This is a genomic window from Rhodopseudomonas sp. RCAM05734 (assembly GCF_052658035.1).
Genome location: NZ_CP199742.1, coordinates 5,135,779 through 5,156,919 on the forward strand (window position 1 = coordinate 5,135,779; position 21,141 = coordinate 5,156,919).

The window sequence follows — 21,141 nt, forward strand, 5'->3', positions numbered from 1 at the left end:
GCATCACGCGCGGTAAGTAGACATGGTGGGCACGCATCGCGGCGCTGCGGGCGCCGATGCTTTGCCCACCCTACACCTACTTCACTTGCAAGGCTTGGAGTCCTTGACGTTGAACTTGCCCATGGTGCCGGAAATCACGAAATCATTGTAGTCCAGCACCAGCGAGCGCGACACGCCGTTCTCGTACAGTTCGAATGACATGGCATAGACCGGCGACTGTTCGCCGCTGCTGGGCTTGGCCGACTCGTCGTAATAGCTGACCGTCACCGGCCAGCGCGTCAGCGACTTCATCGCCTCGCTGGATGTCGCCGGGTCCGGCTCCTTGGCGGCGCGATCGCCGGGGATCGCCTGGCCGATCACGGTGAGCGTGTTGTAGACCTTCTCGCCGGTGTCGGAGCCGTCATAGACCTTGAGCTCGAGCACCGACTTGCCGTCGCGCGCGGCGGCGATGATGCGATGGATCTGCTCGGTGGGAAACACGGTGGCGCCATCGAGGTTGAACGTCTTCGTCACCGGCTGCTTCAGTTTCACGGTGATATGATCGCCACTGCGCTCGGCGATGCCATCGACCGCGCTGGGATCGCCGTCGTTCATCCGGGTGTCGATCTTGAACCGATAGCTCTTGCCTTCGCCGTCTTCCCAGCTGGTGGAGCGCAGGTCGCTGAGCGTGTTCTTGCCCTCGCCGCTCTCCAGCTCCGACACCTGGCGGAAATCCGAGGTGTAGCCTTCGCAGGCGCTGCCGGAGAAATTGTACAGGATGCGTCCGCGAGCGCTGTTGATCGCCGCGCTGCCGCGAGATTTCAGCAGGTTGAGTTCATACAGCGCCTGATGCGACAGGAACGGAGCATTGGCAGCGGCATGAGACGCGCGGATGCCAAGACCCGGCACGCTCGCAAGCACCACGGTTGCGAGCGCCAGCGAACCGAGGCGAAGGCGCGAGAGGGAGGATGGGCGGCGCATCATGTGTCCTCGAAGCAATGATTTGAACAATAAAGAGCGTCGCATTGCGCCGCAACTGGGGCTGATTGCCCGGAAAAGCAAAAATGGCTGTCGAAACGCCATATTTTCTGGTGCATGTCTGACTGCGATCAGCGAAACAGGTTGCGCCGGAACGTCTTGGCTTCAACCATTCGGCATTTACATCAATATCGGGGACGACAATGGCAGGAACGGTCGAGCAGAAACTTGCAGATCTGGGAATCACCTTGCATGAGCCGGTGAGCCCGGTGGCGAACTATGTCGGCTTCGTGCGCACCGGCAATTTGCTGTTCGTGTCCGGCCAGGTCTGCGTCAATCCGGAGGGCAAGCTGATTGCCAAGGGCAAGCTCGGCGCCGGCGTCACCGTCGAACAGGGCAGCGCCGCCGCGCGCGGTTGCGCCATCAACCTGCTGGCCCAGATCAAGGCGGCGCTTGGCGATCTCGACAAGGTCGTTCGCGTGGTCCGGCTCGGCGGCTTCGTCAATTCGGCGCCGGATTTTACCGACGGACCGAAGGTGCTGAACGGTGCCTCCGATCTGATGGTCGCGGCGTTCGGCGACAAGGGCCGCCACGCCCGCACCACAGTCGGCGTTGCCTCCTTGCCTGCCGATGCGGCGGTCGAGGTCGAAGGCGTGTTCGAAGTCGCCTGACGGAAACCCCCATGCGTGCACCCGACTGGTTGACCGCCCGCCCCGTGGCGCATCGCGGCCTGCACGACCGCGCCCACGGCGTGATCGAGAACATGCCCGCTGCGATTCGCGCCGCCATCGCGGGCAACTTCAGCATCGAGGTCGATCTGCAGCTCACCAGCGACGGCGAAGCGATGGTGCACCATGACGACATGCTCGGCCGCCTCACCGACGGCACCGGCGCGTTGCGTGACAAGACTGCCGCCGAGCTGCGACAGATCTGCTTCAAGGACACCGACGAGCGGATGATGTCGCTGAGCGATCTCTGCGCCATGGTCGGCGGTCGCGTGGCGCTGGTGCTCGAAGTGAAAAGTCACTTTGACGGCGACCGTAAACTCGTTGGGCGGGTTGCAGAAATCCTGAAATCCTATCGCGGCCCGGTGGCCGGCATGTCGTTCGACCCCGACCAGGTGCTGGCGCTGCGCCAGCAGATTCCGGACCTGGTGCGCGGCATCACCGCGCAGCGCAGCTATGACGACGGCGAGTGGAGCAAGCTCTCGGCGGCACAGCGTGCCGACATGCTTCATCTTCGCCACGCCTTCCGGACCCGACCGCATTTCGTCGCCTACTGGGTCAACCAGTTGCCGGCCCCGGAGCCGTGGATCGCCCGCCACGTCTTCGGTTGTGCCTTGCTCGCCTGGACCGTGCGCACCCCGGAGCAGCGCGCCGCCGCGACTGCCTATGCCGACCAGATGATCTTCGAGGGTTTTGTGCCTGGCGCCTGACCCTTGAAGTCATCAGCGCGATGCACAATGTTAGGGACGGTCACCGCGACGGCTGATCGCAACTGACCGGTTCAAGTGATTGATGACGTCATCGGACATAACCCTCGAAGCCCTGTCCTCCATCAGCCAGATCGCGGCTTCCGACTGGGACGCCTGCGCGACTTCGGGCAGCGACGTCGGCAATCTCCGCACGCTTGATACGCTGGCCTCCGCCGCCCCCGGCGGGCATCACTGCATTACCTCCGCTTCGACCTACAACCCATTCATTTCTCATGCTTTCTTGCTCGCATTGGAGAAGTCGAATTCGGCCTGCATCCGCACCGGCTGGGCCCCCCGCCACCTCGTCGCCAAACGCGGCGACGCGGTGATCGGCGTCGTGCCGGTCTATTTGAAATCCCATTCGCAGGGCGAGTACGTATTCGACCGCGGCTGGGCCGACGCCTATGAGCGCGCCGGCGGGCAGTATTATCCGAAGCTGCAGGCCTCGGTTCCCTTCACCCCGGCGACCGGACCGCGGCTGCTGATCCGCGATCCCCTCGATGTGGCACAGGTCGGGGCGGTTCTGGCCAACGGGCTGGTCGCGCTGTGCGGCGCCACCCATGCGTCATCTGTGCACGTCACCTTCGCGCGCGAGAACGAATGGAAGTTCCTGGCCGACAACGGTTTCCTGCAGCGGACCGACCAGCAGTTCCACTTCCACAACAACGGCTACGCCGGCTTCGACGATTTCCTCGCCACATTGAACTCACGTCATCGCAAGGCGATCAAGCGCGAGCGCCGCGATGCGCTTGCCAACGGCATCACCGTCCACGCACTGACCGGCGACGACATCACCGAGGATGCCTGGGACGCCTTCTTCGCCTTCTACATGGAAACCGGCTCGCGCAAGTGGGGCCGCCCGTACCTTACCCGCGCGTTCTATTCGCTGATCGGTGAAACCATGAGCCGTGACGTGGCACTGATCATGGCCAAGCGCGAGGGCCGCTGGATCGCCGGCGCCATCAACTTCATCGGCTCGGACACCCTGTTCGGGCGACACTGGGGCGCCGTCGAGCATCATCCGTTCCTGCATTTCGAGGTCTGCTATTATCAGGCGATCGATTTTGCCATCCGCCGCGGCCTCAAGACGGTGGAGGCCGGCGCCCAGGGCGAGCACAAGATCGCCCGCGGGTATCTGCCGCAGACCACCTACTCCGCCCATTACATCGTCGACCCCGGTTTCCGCCGTGCCGTCGCCGATTATCTCAAGCACGAGCGCGCCCACGTCGCCGCCGCGGTGCGCGAACTGACCGAGGCCGGCCCGTTCCGCAAGGGCGACATCGAGCGCACCGACGAAGAGCCGGCCTGAATTCTTCAGCCCGACTTGACCCGTCCCGTCGCGGCGGTGAAGAGTTCGAACAATGCTTCAGGAGGAACCATGACCGCCTACGATCCCAACAACATCTTCGCAAAAATCCTGCGCGGCGAGTTTCCCTGCTACAAGGTCTATGAGAACGACCATGTGCTGGCCTTCCTCGACATCATGCCGCGCTCGCCCGGCCACACGCTGGTGATCCCCAAGGCGCCTGCGCGCAATATTTTCGATATTTCGGCTGACGACTATGCCCACGTGGTCCGCGGCGCCCACAGGATCGCCGCCGCCGCGAAAAAGGCGTTCAAGGCCGACGGCATGACCATCGCCCAATATTCCGAGGCCGCCGGCGGCCAGGTGGTTTTCCACCTGCACATGCATGTGATGCCGCGCCACGACAATGTCGGCCTGCTGCCGCCCGCCTCGCGCAAGGAAGATCCAAAAGTGCTGGAAGACAACGCCACGGCCTTGATCGCGGCGCTGGAGAGCTTGTAAGCGAAAACGCCGGCTTTGCCGTCACCTCCACCGAAACCCAATTGCGTTTCGGTGGAGGTGCGCGCCTTGGGCGCCTCGAAAGGCGACGGCACCACGAGCGAAAGCGTTTCACCATGCATACTTCGAGGCTCGCCGAAATCGGCAAGCGCCTCAGGATGACGTTTGCGATTGTGGCGCGGTCTCACTCCGTCTGGACATCGCCGGGCTGCGGCGGCGCCAGCGGCGTGAATTCGCAACGATCGGGTTTGAGATCGAGCAAGGGCGTCTCGTCGAGACAATCCAGGCCGCGCACCAGCACCGTCGATCCCTCGATGCCGACCAGTTTCACCATCGACGTTCCCAACGGATTGGGCCGCACCGGCGAGCGCAAGGAGAATGTGCCGCGGGCACTACCGTCGTTCTTGGGGCTCTGCAACACCAGGTCGCGGCGCGACAAATGCAGCCAGTAGATCACTTCGAGATGCTTGTAGAGGTTCAGCCCCTGCAGCGCCGGCACCCAGGGCTCGAAGATCTCCAGCCGGCACACCGGCCCGTCATGGCGGCCCTGACGCGGCGTTTCCAGCCGCGATGTCCAGGGCGTGCGGATGCGTCCGATATAGACCAGCCCGGCGTGGTTCGGCTTCGGCGCATCGACCGCGGCTTCGCCAACCCTGACTTCACTCTCGCGAACCATCGGTCCCCCGTCTCAATCCAGCGAGATATTCTGCGCCTTGATCACCTTCGACCATCGCGCGCGGTCCTCGTCAACGAATTCCGCAATCTGCGCAGGCGTCCTCGGACGCAGCACCGGGAAGCCAATCTTCTCCAGCGCGGCGCGAAATGCCGGATCTTCCAGGGCGCGGTTGAGGCTGCCGCTGACCTTGCCGGAGATGTCGTCCGGCAGCCTGGCCTGCGCGGCGACGCCGAACCAGACACCGACGACATAGTCCGGATAGCCGCTTTCGGCCACCGTCGGCACGTCCGGAAGGTCGGGGCTGCGCTGCGCCGACGATACGCCGAGCGGTCGTAGCATGCCGGACTTCACCGGCGGGAGCGCCGTGGACAAGGTGTCGAACATCACCTGGATGTTGCCCGCCAACAGGTCGGTCAGCGCCGGACCTGCGCCCTTGTAGGGTATATGGGTCATCTCGACGCCGGTAATTTGCTTGAACATTTCGCCGGCGAGATGGATCGTGCCGCCGGTGCCAGCCGAGCCGAAATTCAGCTTGCCGGGATTGGCCTTGGCGTAGGCCACGAACTCCTTGACCGTCGTCGCCGGCACCGACGGATGCACCTCCATCACGACAGGGAGATCGGTGACGATGGCCAGCATCTTGAGATCCTTCTGTGGATCATATGGTAGCTTTTTGTAAAGCAGCGGGTTGAGCACCATGATGGATGCCGCCGTAACGAACAGCGTGTAGCCATCTGGCTCGGCGCGCGCCACCGTCTCCGCGGCAATGGCGCCCTGGGCACCCGGCTTGTTCTCAACGATCACGCTCTGCTTCAAGTCCCGGCCGACATAGTCGGCGAGCAACCGGGCCAGGACATCGGTGGGGCCGCCCGCGGCGTAAGGCACCACCAGCTTGACGGGACGCGTCGGATAATCGGCTGCGCCGGCAAATGGTGCAGCGAAAACCATTGCCGCAATGGTCATGCAGGACATCAGGGCGAATCTGGCGCGTGGCTTCATATCGTTTCCCCAGCAAATCTTATTTTTGAATTGGCTGGACAGTATCTGACAGCGATCAGCATGCAAGACCGGCAGGGCGCGGCGAAACCGCCGTCAGCCGAGCCACCATTTGCCGGCCAGCATAACGATCTCGCCCCACAGCACGCCGACGAAAATCGATCGCCGCGCCAGCATGAACACGACGAGCCCGACCGCCACCGCGCCGTAGCGCAACGGCGCGGGAATGCTGGCCAGTGCGCCGGGCGGCAGCACCAGGATCTGCGCGATCACGCCGGCGAGGATCGCGGTGGCCACCGCCCTCACCCACACCAGCAGTTCGGATTCCTCGTCAATGCCGCCGCCGAGCCAGAGGCCAAGCATGCGCCAGCTCTCGTTCGGCAGAAAGCCCGCCAGCAGCAGCACCAACAAGGCGTGCCAGTCGCCGATGAAGTCGCTCACCGCCGCCTCCACCGGTGCACGCCATAGGCGATGGTGCCGGCCGATATCCCACTGATCAGAATATCGACGCCGGTGTGCAGCAACGACACCAGCGGAAACAGCGCAAGGCCCAACACCAGCGCAACGACATCGGCAAGTTGCCGGCAGTTGCGCGCCGTGGACAGCAGGAACGCCAGCGGCGTCAGCAGCAGGATCGCCGCGCCGAACAGCGGCGGCAGATTGGCCGCGAGGTGATAGCCGATCACGGTCGCGGTCAGCGAGGTCGAGACCAGGCCGACACCGAGACCGTTGGTGAAGGCGATGCGTCGTTCGCGCGGCACCTGCGGCAGCAGCCGGAAGCACTCCACCCACAGCGTCACGGCGATGAAATGGGTCGGCAGGATCAACTGCCGTCGCCTGGTGGCCGGCGTCCTCATCATCGGCAGCACCGCCACCACCATGGGAAACAGCCTGACGGCGCTGACGGTGACCGCCAACGCCGCCTGCAACGCGGTGGCACCGAGGCCGAGGGTCGAGATCAGGATGATCTGCGCCGGGCCGGCCCAGACGAACAACGTCGATGCCATCGCCCAGCCGAGGCTGAAATGGGTGTCATGGGCCAGCGCGCCGATGCCGATATAGGTGGCGAACAGCACCAAGGTGAGCACGGTGGTGGCGATCGAGCGAACGCCGAACGCGAAGGCGGCCGCCGTATCGTGCCATTTCGCAGAGTCGAGTGCCGGAAGTCTCACTGGAGCCTTTCTTGACGAGGTTTAACGCCATACGCAGCCAAAAACGGCTTCGGTCAAGCGGCGGATTTACCTTAACAAAGCGTTTATCCGAGCGGGCCTGTTCAGAGGCCCACCACCTCAGGTAGCGTCTGAACGGTAACAGAGGATGGAAAATGCTTGATCGACGGCAGCATGTTCGCGGGCGGGTCTATTACGGCGGTCGCATCGCCTTCAACGGACGCAGTTCCACGATGGATTGCATCGTTCGCAATTTCTCCGATGCGGGCGCCAGGGTTGAGTTCGCCAATCCGGTCATTCTCGCCGGCGAGGTGGACCTGACCATCGAGCGCAAGCGCCTCGCCTTTCTCGCCCGCATGGTATGGCGGCGCAGGAACGAGGTCGGCCTGGTTTTCCGCCAGCCACGGCCGGTGCGGGAGGCGATGTCGCTGGACTGGGCGTTGCGGCTGCGTGCCAGCGAGCGAGCCAACCGCGTGCTGCGGCAGCACATCGCGACGCTGCGCTCCGAATACTGAGCGCTCAGCCCTTCATGGTCGAATTGCGCAGCACCAGGCAGGCCTGTCCGGCGCGCCGGATGCGGCCACAGAGTTCGTCGGCGTCGCCGCGCGTGTCGGTGCCGATGCGGACCTGGTAGAATGTCCGCGTTCCCCGGCTGCGCAGCAGCGTGCCCAGCAGGTTGGGATCGCGATCGCCGATCACGGCGCTGAGGCGCTTCATCGCGCGCGCATACATCATCAGCGCGCGATCGCGATTGAAGCCGGCGGCGAGCTGCACGCCCCACGGCCTGTTCTCGCCGAGTGTCACGTGCAGTTCGAGCTGTGTGACGAACGGATTGGGCGCGCGCTGCAGCAGCGCCATCAACGCGCGACAGTCCGACGGCGACGCGCGCTCCGGCACCTTGCCGTTCCGTCCCGCGGCCTGCCAGTCTTCTACCGTCGCGCCGGTGATAGCGCTCACGTAATTGCGCGTCTCGCCCGGCATGGTGCCCTTGCCGTCCAGCCAGTCCTGCACCCGCCGCGGTCCGGCATTGTAGGCGGCGGCCGCAAGACCGAGATTGCCGAACTGGTCGCGCAGTTCCTCGAGGAACTCCGCCGATTTCGGCAGCGCCTGCACCGGATCGAACGGATCGAGAAGCCGCCGCTCGTTCGCCGTGCCCGGCATGAATTGCGCGATGCCCTGGGCGCGCTGGCCGCCGCGCGTCAGCGGCCCGACCGCGTCGGCCTGAAACCGGCTCTCCTGCCAGATCACCCGGGCGAAGAACTCCAGCGGCAGATCATGGGCCGATGCCGCGGATTCGATCATCAGGCACATCGTCTCCCTTGTGCTCGAATTCTTCGCGCCGTCTTCCACCTTCGCCGGTTCGGGGGCGGCGTCGGCTTTCTCCGGGGGAATTGCCGCCGGCTCGCCCGGGCTGGCGGCTTCGACGGCGGGCGCCGGAGCGGCATCCTCGGCATGTCCGCTACCGCATCCGGCCGGCTGCGCGGCCAGCAAGAGCAGAGTCCCGATGATGGCTGAGATTCGCGTCATGCTCGGTCCGGCGGGCGCGTTCTTGACAGCGCGACCCCAGCAGCTAGCTATGGATGAAATGGGGCGTAAGCAGGAGTACTTGGGTTGACGACAACGCTCGATCTCGCAGTCCGGTTTCGCCGATGATGACGATGTCCCGATCCCCTATATGGCGCGCACCCGCGCCTATTATCAGGCAATCGGATACGACACGCCGTATCGCTGGGCGCATTATAATTCGGCGCCCTTTCAGCCGCTGAAGAAGCCGCTGGCGCAGGCGCGAGTCGCGATCGTCACCACCGCTGCCCCCTACGACCCCGCCAAAGGCGATCAGGGCCCTGGCGCGGCCTATAATGGCGGCGCGAAATTCTACCAGGTCTATGACGGCGCCACCTCTGACGACCACGACCACGACCACGACCTGCGCATCTCGCACATCGCCTATGACCGGGTGCACACCACAGCCGACGACAGCGGCACCTGGTTTCCCCTGCCCGCGCTCAGGCGCCTCGCCGCCGCCGGACGCATCGGCGAAGTCGCGCCGCGTTTCTTCGGCGCGCCGACCAACCGCAGCCACCGTGTCACCATCGACACCGATGCGCCGGAGATCCTGGCGCGCTGTCGCGCCGACGGCGTCGATGCCGTCGTGCTGGTGCCGAACTGCCCGGTCTGCCACCAGACCGTCAGCCTGGTGGCGCGGCATCTCGAAGCCAACGGCATCGCCACGGTGGTGATGGGCTGCGCCAAGGATATCGTCGAGCACGTTGCGGTGCCGCGCTTCCTGTTCAGCGACTTCCCGCTCGGCAATTCCGCCGGCAAGCCGCACGATCCGGAGTCGCAGGCCTTCACCCTGGAGCTGGCATTGCGCGTGCTGGAGTCCGCCCCCGGTCCCCGGACCACGGTGCAATCGCCGTTGCGCTGGCGCGTCGACGCCGAATGGAAACGCGACTACAACAATGTCGCGCTGCTCAGCGCCGACGAGCTGGCGCGGCGGCGCGCCGAATTCGACGCGCAGAAACAGATCGCACGCGGATTGCGCGACAGCGCTGCATAACATCACCCCAACGGCGGCTTCGTACCTGCCTCCCCCCTGTGGCCGCTCGCGGAAAATCCAGCGCCCCGGGCGCAGAGATTGATTGAATGCATCGACATGACGCGTTGATTCCCCCCAGCGCAGACGACGGCTTGTGCCGTCTCGGGTTTGGCCAGCGCTGCGAAAGGTTTGGTTTACGTTAACACCGCTTCCCTGCGCCTGCCCCGCGCCGGCATCTTCCCCCGGTTCCGGAACAGGATAGTGTCTGCGACTTATCCGAACCGGGGATGGACCATGGATGAACGTCGCAAGGGCCAGCGGGACAAGGTGATCTTTGGCGGCATCGCCTCCAGCCCGGATGGCGTGACCAAGGACTGCGTGGTGCGCAATATTTCGGAGTACGGCGCCCGCGTCGAGTTCAGGAATGGCATCCGGCCGCCGCTGGACAGGATGGCGCTGACCATCGCGCGAAAAGGCAAATCCTTCGTCGCCAAGATCATCTGGCTGCGCGACAACATCGTGGGCGTCGCCTTTACCGACCCGCCGGTCGACGCTGCGCCGCACTCCGATCTCGAAGAGCGGTTGCGCAAGTCCGAGAAGAAGAAGCGCCAGCTGCAGCGGCGCATCAAGGAATTGCTCGGCGAAGGCTGACGCGGTCGTCATTGCGGGGTCGCTCGCGGCTGCGTTCTCGCACCCCGGAATGACCATCCAAAACAAAACGGCCGGCGATCTCTCGCCGGCCGTTTTCGTTTGATACTGCGGCGCTCAGGCCTTGACCAGCGGCCCCTTCGAAGCCGGGCCCTTCGACCCGCCGGACCCTGATGGGCCCGACTTCGGCTTGCGCGACGCGGTGCGCTTGCCCGGCAGCTTTTCCGGCTTCGGCGTCACCGGGCCCTCAAGATACTCGAAGCCGATGCGCTCCTGCTCGATGCCGAGCAGAGGCTCGTCCTTGACCAGCACCACACGCACGTGGCCGCCGCCCTTCAGCTTGCCGAACAGCAGTTCGTCGGCCAGCGGCTTCTTGATGTGCTCCTGGATCACGCGAGCCATCGGCCGCGCGCCCATCTGCTCGTCGTAGCCATGCTGCACCAGCCAGGCCTTGGCGGGCTCGGACAGTTCGATCGTCACGTCGCGATCGGCCAGCTGGGCCTCAAGCTGCAGCACGAACTTCTCCACCACCATGCCGATGACGTCGGCATTGAGATGCGCGAACGAGACGATGGCATCGAGGCGGTTGCGGAATTCCGGCGCGAACTGCCGGTTGATCGCCTCGTGGTCGTCGCCTTCCCGCTTGCTGCGCGTGAAGCCGAAGGCCTGACGCGCCAGATCGGCGGCGCCGGCATTGGTGGTCATGATCAGGATCACGTTGCGGAAGTTGACCTGCTTGCCATTGTGGTCGGTCAGCCGGCCGTGATCCATGATCTGCAGCAGCACGTTGTAGAGATCGGGATGCGCCTTCTCGATTTCGTCGAGCAGCACCACGCAATGCGGATGCTGGTCGACGCCGTCGGTCAACAAGCCGCCCTGATCGAAGCCGACATAGCCCGGAGGCGCGCCGATCAGCCGCGAGACGGTGTGCCGCTCCATATATTCCGACATGTCGAAGCGAGATCAGCTCGACGCCCAGTGAGGCCGCAAGCTGCTTGGCCACTTCGGTCTTGCCGACGCCGGTCGGTCCCGAGAACAGATAGGAGCCGATCGGCTTCTCCGGCTCGCGCAGGCCAGCACGCGCCAGCTTGATCGACGCCGACAGCGCCTCGATGGCCTTGTCCTGCCCGAAGACGACGCGCTTCAGAGTCGACTCGAGATGCTTCAGCACCTCGGCATCGTCCTTCGACACGCTCTTGGGCGGGATCCGCGCCATGGTCGCAATCGTAGTCTCGATTTCCTTGATGCCGATGGTCTTCTTGCGCTTGTTCTCGGCCACCAGCATCTGCGCTGCGCCGGATTCGTCGATCACGTCGATCGCCTTGTCCGGCAGCTTGCGGTCGTGGATGTAACGCGACGACAGCTGCACCGCGGCCTCGATAGCCTCGTTGGTGTACTTCAGCTTGTGGTAGTCCTCGAAATACGGCTTGAGGCCCTTGAGGATGGCGATGGCGTCCTCGACCGTCGGTTCGTTGACGTCGATCTTCTGGAACCGGCGCACCAGAGCGCGGTCCTTCTCGAAGTGCTGGCGGTATTCCTTGTAGGTGGTCGAGCCCATGCAGCGGATCGTGCCCGAAGCCAAAGCCGGCTTGAGCAGATTCGAGGCATCCATCGCGCCGCCGGAGGTGGCGCCGGCACCGATCACTGTGTGGATTTCGTCGATGAACAGGATGGCGTTCGGGTGGGCTTCGAGCTCCTTGAGCACCTGCTTCAGGCGCTCCTCGAAGTCGCCGCGGTAGCGGGTGCCGGCCAGCAACGTGCCCATGTCGAGCGAGAACACGGTCGCCGCAGCCAAAACCTCCGGCACTTCGCTGTCGACGATGCGCTTGGCCAAACCTTCGGCAATCGCGGTCTTGCCGACGCCGGCTTCGCCCACGAACAGCGGATTGTTCTTCTGGCGCCGGCACAGCACCTGGATCGCGCGGTTGATCTCGGAGTTACGTCCGATCACCGGGTCGATCTTGCCGTCGCGCGCCTTCTTGTTGAGGTTGACGCAATAGGTGTCGAGCGCCTCGCCCTTCTTCTTGGACTCGTCGCCGCCCTTGTTGGTCTCAGTCTCCTCATCCACACCGCGCACCGGACGGGCTTCGGAAACGCCCGGCCGCTTGGCGATGCCGTGGCTGATGTAGTTGACCGCGTCGTAACGCGTCATGTCCTGCTCCTGCAGGAAATAGGCGGCGTGGCTTTCGCGCTCGGCAAAGATCGCGATCAGCACATTGGCGCCCGTCACTTCTTCGCGACCGGACGACTGGACGTGGATCACTGCGCGCTGGATCACGCGCTGGAAACCGGCCGTCGGCTTGGCATCGTCGGCGCCATCCGTCACCAGGTTTTCGAATTCGGTCTCGAGGTAATTCACCAGGCTGGTGCGCAGCTTGTCGAGATCGACGCTGCAGGCCCGCATCACCGCGGCGGCGTCGGAATCATCGACCAGCGAAAGCAGCAGATGCTCAAGCGTCGCATATTGGTGATGACGCTCATTCGCGATCGCAAGTGCGCGGTGGAGCGATTGTTCAAGGCTTTGAGAAAAAGTTGGCATTCCGCGTCCTCTTTGGCCCCCGCCATCATGATCGTCGTTGCTGCGTCAGGCAACAAGAACATTTCTCATATAGGTACGTATGATCGCGGCGGAAGATCGGGTTCCCGATGCTCGTTGTCTCTCCGAAGCCGACGCATGCCCCGCACCAGACATCCGCAAAGACGACTGGCCGACATACGCCGGAGCTCCGGCTCAAATGAATGCAAGACCCGTTCCTATTTCCGAGACTCGCAGCAAGGCTACTTCTTTTCCATCACGCATTGCAAAGGATGCTGGTGCTTGCGCGCGAAATCCATCACCTGGGTCACCTTGGTCTCGGCGATCTCGTAGGTGAAAATGCCGCACTCGCCGATCCCGTGGTGGTGAACGTGCAGCATGATCTGGGTCGCAGCCTCGACGTCCTTCTGGAAAAACTTCTCCAGCACGTGAACAACGAACTCCATCGGCGTGTAATCGTCGTTCAAGATCAGGACGCGGTAGAGATTCGGCTTCTTGGTCTTCGGCTTGACCTTGGTGATGACCGACGTGGTCGGCCCGCCCGGCGCGTTCGAACGACCCTCGTCGTCGGCCATCCCAACCGTACGGTGGTGGCTTCCGCGCTCGAGGGTGGGCTGAGTAGCCGGCATCTGCACCGCGCGTGGCGTGAATCTGTAATCTGTCTGGAACATGGCGTCTGTATTCGAAGCCCCAAGGAATTGCACCGCCCCAGGAACGGCCTCGCGAGGACGCCATCCCGATCTGGGGTAAATTTGCCGGATCGCCGCTTCCGATCGGCGCCGTCCCATCGGCTGGACCGACGAAGTGAATATGGGTTCCGGGGCGCCGGACCGCAAGCGCACCGACATGGCTTGTACCCAGTTCCGCGCTGGAGCGGCGGTGCCGCGACAACCGCGCAAGGGTTAACCGATCCTGTCCAATTTAGCGCAAATCGCGGTTCGACGCTTCAGCGGCTGTTGACCATGGCGCGCAAGGACCTCGGTCAGCGCGCCAGATAGACGGCTTTTTACCGGTTTTATCCGTCCGACTTTACCGCCTGTTTAGCCACGTGGGACGAAGTGGTATCCGGAAACTCAGCTTCTGGTGGTGGCGATGTCTATTCGGATGATTTCAGGTCGGCAGACGCTGCTGGCGCGGTTCGCCGGGCACCAGGGCGGCAACATTGCGGTCATGTTTGGCATCGCTTTGGTGCCAATACTCGGTTTCGTCGGCGCCGCGGTCGACTATTCCCGGGCTACTTCCGCCCAGGCGTCGATGCAGACCGCACTCGATTCCGCGGCGCTCATGGTGTCGAAGGACATCGGTGCATCCAACCTCTCGGCAAATGAGATTACGCAGCGGGCCAACACCTATTTCAAAGCGCTCTACACGAACAATGACGGCGTTCTTGCAAGCGCAGATGGCGTTCCAGCTATCACCGCAGTCTACACCCCCAGTACAGGCAAGGGCGCGACGGTGAAGCTCGATGTGGCAGCCACCGTAGCGACCAATTTCATGAAGATGGTCGGCACCCCGTCGATGACGATCAAAAGCGCGTCGACGACCAACTGGGGCAGCGTGCGGCTGCGCGTTGCGCTCGTGCTCGACACCACTGGATCGATGGAAGGCAGCAAGATCGACGCACTCAAAACGGCGACAACGAAATTGTTGGCTCAACTGAAGACGAGTGCCGGCAAGCCCGAAGATGTCTACGTTTCGATCGTGCCGTTCAGCCGATACGTCAACGTCAATCCGGCGAGTTACAATGCAACCTGGATCGACTGGAGCGGCTGGCTCGCCGCGCCGCCGAAAGGCACAACTCCAAGAAACTCAGTCGACTGGAAGACCGTCGGACCTGGTTCGACCTGTCCCTACTCCAGCAATACCCATGGCTTTTCCTGCATGGACCGGCCAGCCACGGACAAGGACGCGAAATCGGTCACAAAGATTCCGGCGAACGGCAATATTTGTCCGAGCAACGATGACGGCTCCCTGGACCGCCTGAGGTACGGGCGGCTTTACAACGGCTGCTACAACACCACCGGCAACTCCGGTTCCTACAAGCATATGTGGCGCCCAGCCGACTCGGTCAGTTCGCCAACGGCTACAGATATCGCCGCCACACCGGCGAAATCGACCTGGAACGGCTGCGTGACCGAGCGCGGCCTGTCGACAGGGCCCAGCAACGATTACGATCGGAAGGTCACGGCACCCGTGGCAGGAACGACGGCCAGCCTGTTTCCCGCCGAGCAAAATACGGCTTGCTCGCCGGTGATGCTATCGCTTGGCAATGACTGGGACGCCATGAATAATACCGTTAACGGCCTGTACCCCTTGGGGGGTACCAACCAGCCGATCGGCCTGGTGTGGGGCTGGCAGTCGCTGACCGGCGGAGGCCCGTTTCCGACCCCACCTGTTAAAGATATAAATTATGAGTATCAGGACATTATCGTGCTGATGTCCGACGGACTGAACACCCAGAATCGCTGGGATGGTGACGGCTATACGCCGGAACCAGACGTCGATAATCGGATGTACCAATCCTCGAGCGTCGGCACCTGCCCCAACATCTGGGCTGAAAAGATCATGATCTTCACGGTGCACGTCAATACCGACAACAGCACTGAATCGGCTTTGCTGAAGAATTGCGCGAGCACCAACAAGGATACCAAGGTGAAGGAATTCCAGATGGTGACGACCGCCAATGGTATCGGTGTGGCATTCGACAAGATCGCGACGCAACTCACCGCGCTTCGTATTTCAAAATAGGATCGCGCATCGCCTATAAAAAACGCCCGGCCGCGAGGCCGGGCGTTTCGATTCAGGATCGCGAAAGTCAGCGACCCGGCGTCATCTTGCTGACGAAACCTTCGAACGGCTTGTAAGCCTGCTTGGCGAGATCTGCGTAGAGCTCGCTGATCTTGTGAGATTCTGCGACGAATGCCTCATAGGCGGACTTGGCGTATTCGGTCTGGATTTCCATGGCCTTCTCCAGCGACTTCACGCCGGACAACTTGGCGACAAACGCGTTGCCGTCCTCGAGAGACTTCTTGGTGTAATCGCCGACCGAAGCGGCGATGGCCTGGGCACCGTTCTGCAGCGTGGTGGCCGAAGCGACCGCGCTTTCGAACTGCTCTTTGCCGTACTGCTGAATCTCTTCGACTTTGATCATTTGCAGAATCCTTTCCCAGACTGACGCATTATTATCGCCCGGGAGAAATTCCCCCGACGGCGTCATCTTCAGTGCGTTGCACAATGAAGTCAAATCGCCTGTGCGTTGCACAATAATACCTACCATCCGAGACAATTGCCGGGATGCTACGCAACAGTTCTTTAACCTTTTGGAAACCCGCCAGCCCTACCCTCAGCATCTGCATTGCTGCGATTCAGCCACGTATGAAAAGCCGCATGAGCACAGGCTCTTAGCCAGAATGGCCCACTGCTTTGCCATCCCGTCGATTGAGTTGCTCAGGCTGAACGCTACAACTGGAACAGGTTGCCGGCTTGCTGGGCATAATTTAGCCTCACGAGCCGGTGATTGAGACTGAAACTGGACGGGGAAGTTCATGCTTCGCACAAATTTGGCTTCCTCGCGCACGCTTCGAGTGTGCGCACTCGGGCTCGCCACGCTGACCGCCGCCGTCATCTTCACCACCGATACCGCAGACGCCCGCCGCCGACACCGCACGCGCCATCATCAGGTCAGCAATGGCGGCGGATACAGCCCCGCCTTCTCCTCGATCATCGTCGACGGCAATTCAGGCGCCATCCTGTCAGCCAACAGCCCTGACGGCTTGCGCCACCCGGCGTCGCTCACAAAGATCATGACCCTCTATCTGCTGTTCGAGAAACTCGAATCCGGCAAGATGTCGCTCGACACCGATATGAACGTCTCCTCCTACGCTGCAGAACAGGCGCCAACCAAGCTGGGCCTCCGCCCCGGCCAGACCATCAAGGTCGAGGATGCCATCAAGGGCCTGGTGACCCGTTCGGCCAACGATGCCTCGGTTGTCATTGCCGAAGCCATTGCCGGTGACGAGGATGATTTCGCCAAGCTGATGACCCGCAAGGCGCGCGCGCTCGGCATGACCCGCACGGTCTATCGCAACGCCAACGGCCTTCCAAACGACGACCAGGTCACGACCGCACGCGACCAGGCGACCCTCGGCCGCGCCATCCAGGACCGCTTTCCGCGCTACTACCGCTATTTCTCGACCGCCTCCTTCACCTTTCGCGGCCGCGCCATTAAGAACCACAACCACCTGATCGGCAGCGTGGAAGGCGTCGACGGCATCAAGACCGGCTACACCCGCGCTTCCGGCTTCAACCTCGTCAGTTCGATGCGCCGCGGCAACCGCCATCTGATCGGCGTGGTGCTGGGAGGCCGCAGCGGCGGCTCGCGCGATGCCATCATGCGCAACCTGCTGGCAGAGAACCTCGAAAAGGGCGCAACGCGCCGCACCGTGGCGGCCATCACCGAGCGCAATCCATCTGAAGCCAATACCGAGGTTGCCGAAGCCGAGGCGGAGGTCCGCCCGACCCAGACCGTCCAGGTCAATGGCGCCGTTCAGGTCGCTTCGGCCTCCCCCGATCCGGTCGAGACCCCGGTGCGACCGGCCGCGCCGGTCACCAAATCCGTGATCAGCGCTGCGACCGCCGCCTTGCCGGTCCCCTCCCGCAAGCCCGAGCCTGCCCCGTTCACCTCCGGCGTGATCCAGACTCAGCCGATTACCGCGATCCCCGGCTCCTCCGAGCCGATGAAGCCGGTCCGGGTTAAGACCGTTCAGGTCAAATCCGGCCAGTTCAAGCTGGCCTCGGCTGGTCCCGACCAGCCGGCGCCCCCCGTCACCAACACGGTCCAGCCGCGCAACGAGGCTGAAAACTCCAGCTCGCTGTATCAGCGCGCCGAGATGCCGCGGCAGCCGGCCAACCACGGAACCGGCCAGGGCCTGCTCGGCGTGCTGCCGGGCAACGGCCTCGGGCAAGGCGGCCAGACGATGGCCTATGCCGATCCGTCGCCGCGTACGCCGCCGCAGCCTCAGGCCGTCCAGCAGGCTGGCGCCATCAAGCCGGTGGCCAGCCACACCGGGTGGATCATCCAGGTCGGAGCGCTGGACAGCGAAAGCGAAGCCCGCCTTCGTCTCGACGCCGCGCGCGAACAGGCCCGCGGCCTGCTCGGCAAGGCCGACCCGTTCACCGAGCCGGTGGTCGGCAAGGGCGAGAAGAAGCTGTACCGCGCCCGCTTCGCCGGACTCGATCGCGACCAGGCCGAAGCAGTCTGCAAGACCCTGAAGCGCTCCGAGATTTCCTGCATCACCATCAAGAACTGATCACCACCACCGCATTCACAGACGTGCTGCCGAATGGCCGGGATCTTCCCGGCCATTTTGCATTTTGAAAGGCTGCCCTTCCGGGGCGCGAGGGCCCAGCCCGAGTGAACCCGGATCCGGCTTCGCCATCGGCCGCATCCTCAGCCCCGCCGCTTGGCGTGGCGGGGCATGACAAAGCCCCACAAATCCCCAGCGCGAAAACCTCTCGTCAAGACTTAGGCGCTACAAATTAACCACGGGGATGATCGACCACGCCGGACAACGGCGGGCGATGGGGCGTCCGGCGGAGAACAGAGCCAGCTCGCAGTTTGTAGCGTTGTTAGCGTGCTGGAGTTAGCTTTGATGAGTGCGAAGCAGAGTGTCCTTGGCCTCGTTTACACGGGCAGCCAGGTACGTAGACCCCCCTTGGTCGGGATGCAGTTTCTTCATGAGCGATCGGTGCGCCTTCCCGATCTCGTCACGCCCCGCCCCCGGCTTCAGGCCAAGGATCTGATAGGCCTCCTCAAACGTCATTTTGCTGCTCGACGCCGCGCCGCTTTGCCGCCCTGCCCCGTCAAACTGCGCGTCCTGACGCCAGGCGGGAAACCGGCGGTCAAGATAGCTTTCAAGTAACGCGATACTCTCGGCATCGAAGCTGGCGATCATTGCCGCCAGCTCCGGCAGGTCGAAGTCGTCGAGCGGCCGTCCCGCAAACGGGCCGGCCACGATGCGGCCGTTGAGCTGGCCGCTGTCGTGATCCAGCGTCATGTCGAGGAACTGCGATCGCACGTTCGAGGTCTGCCCCGCTGATTTGCGTGCGCTGCCACCACCGAATATGCCGCCGATATTGCTGAAGCCCGCGGTGCCGAACGGCGACCAGCCGAGCAGACCGGCACCGAAGATACCGAGCGGGATGGCCACCGCCAGCTCGCCCTTAATGCCGGTGAAAGCGGCCACTGCCAGCGCCACCACGCCGCCGCCGATCTTGACGCCGCGCGCCAGAATCGCGGGATTGGCCGCACGAAACATTTGCAGCAGCGTGTAGAGCACGAATACGGCGAGCGCGCCGGCGATCAGGGTAGGCATGAACCATACATAGTGCGTCACAGCCTGCCGCGAAAGCCGCCTGCCCGCGGCAACCGGCAGCGGGCTATTTCATTTGCCCGAGCAGCTGCGCAGCGCCGCCGCCGCTTTTCGCCAGCCGCAGCAGTGCCTCGCGGCCGCCTGCGGCATAGGCTGCGGCGGCGCGCAGCAGTTCGCGCAATTGCGCCGCGGCGCCGGGATCGAACCTGCACCAGGCGCCGCCGGTGAGCCGCGCCACCTCGCGGAACGCCTGTTCGGCGGCGCCGTCGTGGCCCTCCTGGAACATGAACACCGGCACCTTGAGCAGGCCCAACTCGCCAGCCCGGGCACAGAGGTCGTCCACGGATTCCTCCATGGCATCCCCCACGAAGACCAGCGCGCGGACGCCGGAGGCCACGGCCTCGCGGCGGGTCTCGGCGAGCACCTTGCCGATCTGGGTATGGCCGCCCTGGACCTGGATCTTGCCCATCAGCCGCGCCAGCCGGGCGGAGTCCGAGATCCAGCCACTGGCCCGGCACTCGTTCATGCCGCGATAGTAGACCAGCCGGATATCCAGGCTGCCGATCGCCGCCGCCTCGCGGAACATCTCGGCCTGCAGCGCGCAGGCCATGTCCCAGGTCGGCTGCCGGCTCATGGTGGCATCGAGCGCGAATACCAGCCTGCCCCGGCCACCGGCGCCCACAGGCGACAGCGCCCTGGCCTTGGCGACGAAGGCCGCGATATCGGCAGCGGCGGACGGCCTGGCCTCAGGCACCGCACCGCCGGAACCAGGTTGCTGCGTTCCGGAGCGGGTATTCGACTTGGAAACTGTGGGGTCAGTGGACATGGCGTCGCTCGGTTGGGCGAAGCCTATGTGGCGTGTGGAGCCGTCGCGGTCAATCAACCGGCAGGCCGGTCAATTGACCACCGGCGTGAACTGGGCGACCGGGCCGGGCGGAATCTCGGGGATCTTCACCTTGGTCCTGACCGGCGCCAGCTTGCTGTCGTCGTCAAGGAATTTGTCGAGCTGCCCCTGAATACGGGCCTTCAGAGCCTCCGGGCCCCGGTCGCTCAGGTCGGTATGCTGGGCACCGGTGTTGACCACGGTGATCCCGGCCTTCTCGCAAATGTCCTCGTCCGGCACCACGCCCGGATCCGGCTTGAACACGTTGTCGTGGGAGCGGAAAGACAGAATTTTGAACTTGCCGTCGGTCATGAACGGCACGCGCAGGTTATCCAGCGTCACGACTTTCCTGATCTGCTCAGGATGGATCTTGGCGAAGTACATCGAGATGTCGCCGCCATTGGAATGGCCGACCATGGTCAGATGATCGTAGTCCGAGTTCGGCTGGATCTCTTTCAGCTTCTTGATTGCGAATTCAATGTTGGCAACGCCGCGCTCATAGACCGGGAGTCGACCGACATAGAGTTCGCCGACCTTGGTGACCAGCGGCGCATCGCCGGCAAGATCGTGCTGGATGCTCACGGCCATATAGCCGCGCGCCGCGAACACGTTAGCGAGGAAAGAATATTCGGTGAACTTGACGGTATTGCCATGATTGAGCACGGCCACCGGCAGCGTGATCATCCCGGCATTGGCTTGCATTTCCTTGTCGCGACGCACGGCGACGTCAACTTCCACGGTTCGACCGCGGGCATCGTCGTAGAACGTCAGCGTTTCATGACGGATAGCCCACTTGCTCGCGGTGAGGTACGCGACAGCAGCCACTACGCAAACTGAAAGCAGGATCAGAATTCCGCGCTTCATGTTCGTCCCTTGGTCGGCCCTTCCGGGTCACAGCCTTTGGAGGATCAAATCCATCCGCCGCTTGTTCAGCATATATGTCACAGCGGCGTGACAGAAAGACCAAAATGTGTGATTCACCCGCTATAACGTTGTGCGACGCACCCTATTTATTGTGCAGACGCTAAGTTTCACATTGATCCACGTCAGCAATTTTAGACATTTTCGGTCCCCGTGATGGGCTGGAA

General features: G+C 63.4%; 20 protein-coding genes and 1 pseudogene. 9 read left to right on the forward strand and 12 right to left on the reverse strand.

All coding sequences use genetic code 11. The features are described from left to right. Positions 1–81 precede the first annotated feature (81 nt). Positions 82–960 (reverse strand): cell envelope integrity EipB family protein, encoded by an 879-nt coding sequence (locus tag ACUXVA_RS24325; RefSeq protein WP_265083282.1) that lies wholly within the window; start codon positions 958–960, stop codon positions 82–84. A gap of 200 nt (positions 961–1,160) precedes the next feature. On the opposite strand from ACUXVA_RS24325, the gene ACUXVA_RS24330 reads away from it, so the two are divergent. The 4 genes from ACUXVA_RS24330 (at position 1,161) to ACUXVA_RS24345 (ending at position 4,238) form a co-directional block, all read left to right on the forward strand. Then, complete coding sequence (locus ACUXVA_RS24330; RefSeq protein ID WP_265083281.1) at positions 1,161–1,628, forward strand: RidA family protein; 468 nt, start codon at positions 1,161–1,163, stop codon at positions 1,626–1,628. An 11-nt stretch (positions 1,629–1,639) separates the two neighbouring features. After that, complete coding sequence (locus ACUXVA_RS24335) at positions 1,640–2,392, forward strand: glycerophosphodiester phosphodiesterase (RefSeq protein WP_265083280.1); 753 nt, start codon at positions 1,640–1,642, stop codon at positions 2,390–2,392. Between the two features lie 82 nt (positions 2,393–2,474). After that, complete coding sequence (locus ACUXVA_RS24340) at positions 2,475–3,740, forward strand: GNAT family N-acetyltransferase (protein WP_445488670.1); 1,266 nt, start codon at positions 2,475–2,477, stop codon at positions 3,738–3,740. A gap of 69 nt (positions 3,741–3,809) precedes the next feature. Then, a complete protein-coding gene (locus ACUXVA_RS24345) occupies positions 3,810–4,238 on the forward strand; it encodes an HIT family protein (protein ID WP_265083279.1) in 429 nt (142 codons plus the stop codon). A gap of 181 nt (positions 4,239–4,419) precedes the next feature. Here ACUXVA_RS24345 and tsaA read toward each other — a convergent pair whose 3' ends face one another. The 4 genes from tsaA to ACUXVA_RS24365 form a co-directional block, all read right to left on the reverse strand. Then, on the reverse strand, positions 4,420–4,911 hold the full coding sequence (gene tsaA / locus ACUXVA_RS24350) for a tRNA (N6-threonylcarbamoyladenosine(37)-N6)-methyltransferase TrmO (RefSeq protein WP_265083278.1): 492 nt from the start codon (positions 4,909–4,911) through the stop codon (positions 4,420–4,422). A 12-nt stretch (positions 4,912–4,923) separates the two neighbouring features. Then, positions 4,924–5,910, reverse strand: a complete 987-nt coding sequence (locus ACUXVA_RS24355) for a Bug family tripartite tricarboxylate transporter substrate binding protein (protein ID WP_265083277.1) — start codon at positions 5,908–5,910, stop codon at positions 4,924–4,926. Between the two features lie 93 nt (positions 5,911–6,003). Further along, positions 6,004–6,348: an AzlD domain-containing protein gene (locus ACUXVA_RS24360; protein WP_265083276.1), complete on the reverse strand. Its 345-nt coding sequence runs from the start codon at positions 6,346–6,348 to the stop codon at positions 6,004–6,006. Further along, entirely contained in the window at positions 6,345–7,079 is a 735-nt protein-coding gene (locus ACUXVA_RS24365; protein ID WP_445488674.1) for an AzlC family ABC transporter permease, read from the reverse strand. Before ACUXVA_RS24365 ends, ACUXVA_RS24360 begins: the two co-directional genes overlap by 4 nt. A 152-nt stretch (positions 7,080–7,231) precedes the next feature. Between ACUXVA_RS24365 and ACUXVA_RS24370 the strand changes: the two genes are divergently transcribed. Further along, entirely contained in the window at positions 7,232–7,591 is a 360-nt protein-coding gene (locus ACUXVA_RS24370; RefSeq protein WP_265083274.1) for a PilZ domain-containing protein, read from the forward strand. A gap of 4 nt (positions 7,592–7,595) precedes the next feature. On the opposite strand, the gene ACUXVA_RS24375 is transcribed toward ACUXVA_RS24370, so the two are convergent. Beyond that, on the reverse strand, positions 7,596–8,603 hold the full coding sequence (locus tag ACUXVA_RS24375; protein ID WP_445488677.1) for a transglycosylase SLT domain-containing protein: 1,008 nt from the start codon (positions 8,601–8,603) through the stop codon (positions 7,596–7,598). A gap of 148 nt (positions 8,604–8,751) precedes the next feature. Between ACUXVA_RS24375 and ACUXVA_RS24380 the strand changes: the two genes are divergently transcribed. Together ACUXVA_RS24380 and ACUXVA_RS24385 are read left to right on the forward strand one after the other, a co-directional pair. After that, positions 8,752–9,636 (forward strand): glycine/sarcosine/betaine reductase selenoprotein B family protein, encoded by an 885-nt coding sequence (locus tag ACUXVA_RS24380; protein ID WP_265083273.1) that lies wholly within the window; start codon positions 8,752–8,754, stop codon positions 9,634–9,636. Between the two features lie 273 nt (positions 9,637–9,909). After that, positions 9,910–10,266, forward strand: a complete 357-nt coding sequence (locus ACUXVA_RS24385) for a PilZ domain-containing protein (protein ID WP_265083272.1) — start codon at positions 9,910–9,912, stop codon at positions 10,264–10,266. Positions 10,267–10,380: 114 nt separating this feature from the next. Here the strand turns inward: ACUXVA_RS24385 and clpA are convergent. Together clpA and clpS are read right to left on the reverse strand one after the other, a co-directional pair. Then, positions 10,381–12,802, reverse strand: a pseudogene (gene clpA / locus ACUXVA_RS24390) (ATP-dependent Clp protease ATP-binding subunit ClpA). A gap of 239 nt (positions 12,803–13,041) precedes the next feature. Next, positions 13,042–13,374 carry an ATP-dependent Clp protease adapter ClpS gene (clpS, locus tag ACUXVA_RS24395; protein ID WP_265083271.1) on the reverse strand — a complete coding sequence of 111 codons (333 nt, stop codon included), beginning with the start codon at positions 13,372–13,374 and terminating at the stop codon, positions 13,042–13,044. A gap of 517 nt (positions 13,375–13,891) precedes the next feature. On the opposite strand from clpS, the gene ACUXVA_RS24400 reads away from it, so the two are divergent. Beyond that, complete coding sequence (locus ACUXVA_RS24400; protein WP_445488680.1) at positions 13,892–15,547, forward strand: pilus assembly protein TadG-related protein; 1,656 nt, start codon at positions 13,892–13,894, stop codon at positions 15,545–15,547. Between the two features lie 67 nt (positions 15,548–15,614). Here the strand turns inward: ACUXVA_RS24400 and ACUXVA_RS24405 are convergent, their stop codons facing one another. After that, positions 15,615–15,950 carry a phasin family protein gene (locus ACUXVA_RS24405; RefSeq protein WP_265083268.1) on the reverse strand — a complete coding sequence of 112 codons (336 nt, stop codon included), beginning with the start codon at positions 15,948–15,950 and terminating at the stop codon, positions 15,615–15,617. 394 nt (positions 15,951–16,344) lie between these two features. On the opposite strand from ACUXVA_RS24405, the gene ACUXVA_RS24410 reads away from it, so the two are divergent. After that, complete coding sequence (locus ACUXVA_RS24410) at positions 16,345–18,108, forward strand: serine hydrolase (RefSeq protein ID WP_445488683.1); 1,764 nt, start codon at positions 16,345–16,347, stop codon at positions 18,106–18,108. Between the two features lie 333 nt (positions 18,109–18,441). Here the strand turns inward: ACUXVA_RS24410 and ACUXVA_RS24415 are convergent, their stop codons facing one another. The 3 genes from ACUXVA_RS24415 to ACUXVA_RS24425 form a co-directional block, all read right to left on the reverse strand. Continuing rightward, positions 18,442–19,173, reverse strand: coding sequence for a DnaJ domain-containing protein (locus ACUXVA_RS24415; RefSeq protein WP_445488685.1), 732 nt, complete (start codon positions 19,171–19,173; stop codon positions 18,442–18,444). A 64-nt stretch (positions 19,174–19,237) separates the two neighbouring features. Next, positions 19,238–19,996 carry a VWA domain-containing protein gene (locus ACUXVA_RS24420; RefSeq protein WP_445488687.1) on the reverse strand — a complete coding sequence of 253 codons (759 nt, stop codon included), beginning with the start codon at positions 19,994–19,996 and terminating at the stop codon, positions 19,238–19,240. A gap of 69 nt (positions 19,997–20,065) precedes the next feature. Beyond that, positions 20,066–20,917 (reverse strand): alpha/beta fold hydrolase, encoded by an 852-nt coding sequence (locus tag ACUXVA_RS24425; protein WP_265083266.1) that lies wholly within the window; start codon positions 20,915–20,917, stop codon positions 20,066–20,068. Positions 20,918–21,141 lie beyond the last annotated feature (224 nt).

What these genes read in the sequence shown, in the direction of transcription:
- ACUXVA_RS24400 (WP_445488680.1), top strand. Translation starts at nt 13,892, where the DNA reads ATGTCTATTCGGATGATTTCAGGTCGGCAGACGCTGCTGGCGCGGTTC.
- ACUXVA_RS24330 (WP_265083281.1), top strand. Translation starts at nt 1,161, where the DNA reads ATGGCAGGAACGGTCGAGCAGAAACTTGCAGATCTGGGAATCACCTTG.
- ACUXVA_RS24420 (WP_445488687.1), bottom strand. Translation starts at nt 19,996, where the DNA reads ATGTCCACTGACCCCACAGTTTCCAAGTCGAATACCCGCTCCGGAACG.
- ACUXVA_RS24375 (WP_445488677.1), bottom strand. Translation starts at nt 8,603, where the DNA reads ATGACGCGAATCTCAGCCATCATCGGGACTCTGCTCTTGCTGGCCGCG.
- ACUXVA_RS24335 (WP_265083280.1), top strand. Translation starts at nt 1,640, where the DNA reads ATGCGTGCACCCGACTGGTTGACCGCCCGCCCCGTGGCGCATCGCGGC.
- ACUXVA_RS24325 (WP_265083282.1), bottom strand. Translation starts at nt 960, where the DNA reads ATGCGCCGCCCATCCTCCCTCTCGCGCCTTCGCCTCGGTTCGCTGGCG.
- ACUXVA_RS24415 (WP_445488685.1), bottom strand. Translation starts at nt 19,173, where the DNA reads ATGCCTACCCTGATCGCCGGCGCGCTCGCCGTATTCGTGCTCTACACG.
- ACUXVA_RS24405 (WP_265083268.1), bottom strand. Translation starts at nt 15,950, where the DNA reads ATGATCAAAGTCGAAGAGATTCAGCAGTACGGCAAAGAGCAGTTCGAA.
- ACUXVA_RS24345 (WP_265083279.1), top strand. Translation starts at nt 3,810, where the DNA reads ATGACCGCCTACGATCCCAACAACATCTTCGCAAAAATCCTGCGCGGC.
- ACUXVA_RS24425 (WP_265083266.1), bottom strand. Translation starts at nt 20,917, where the DNA reads ATGAAGCGCGGAATTCTGATCCTGCTTTCAGTTTGCGTAGTGGCTGCT.
- tsaA (WP_265083278.1), bottom strand. Translation starts at nt 4,911, where the DNA reads ATGGTTCGCGAGAGTGAAGTCAGGGTTGGCGAAGCCGCGGTCGATGCG.
- ACUXVA_RS24385 (WP_265083272.1), top strand. Translation starts at nt 9,910, where the DNA reads ATGGATGAACGTCGCAAGGGCCAGCGGGACAAGGTGATCTTTGGCGGC.
- ACUXVA_RS24410 (WP_445488683.1), top strand. Translation starts at nt 16,345, where the DNA reads ATGCTTCGCACAAATTTGGCTTCCTCGCGCACGCTTCGAGTGTGCGCA.
- ACUXVA_RS24340 (WP_445488670.1), top strand. Translation starts at nt 2,475, where the DNA reads ATGACGTCATCGGACATAACCCTCGAAGCCCTGTCCTCCATCAGCCAG.
- ACUXVA_RS24370 (WP_265083274.1), top strand. Translation starts at nt 7,232, where the DNA reads ATGCTTGATCGACGGCAGCATGTTCGCGGGCGGGTCTATTACGGCGGT.
- clpS (WP_265083271.1), bottom strand. Translation starts at nt 13,374, where the DNA reads ATGGCCGACGACGAGGGTCGTTCGAACGCGCCGGGCGGGCCGACCACG.
- ACUXVA_RS24380 (WP_265083273.1), top strand. Translation starts at nt 8,752, where the DNA reads ATGGCGCGCACCCGCGCCTATTATCAGGCAATCGGATACGACACGCCG.
- ACUXVA_RS24355 (WP_265083277.1), bottom strand. Translation starts at nt 5,910, where the DNA reads ATGAAGCCACGCGCCAGATTCGCCCTGATGTCCTGCATGACCATTGCG.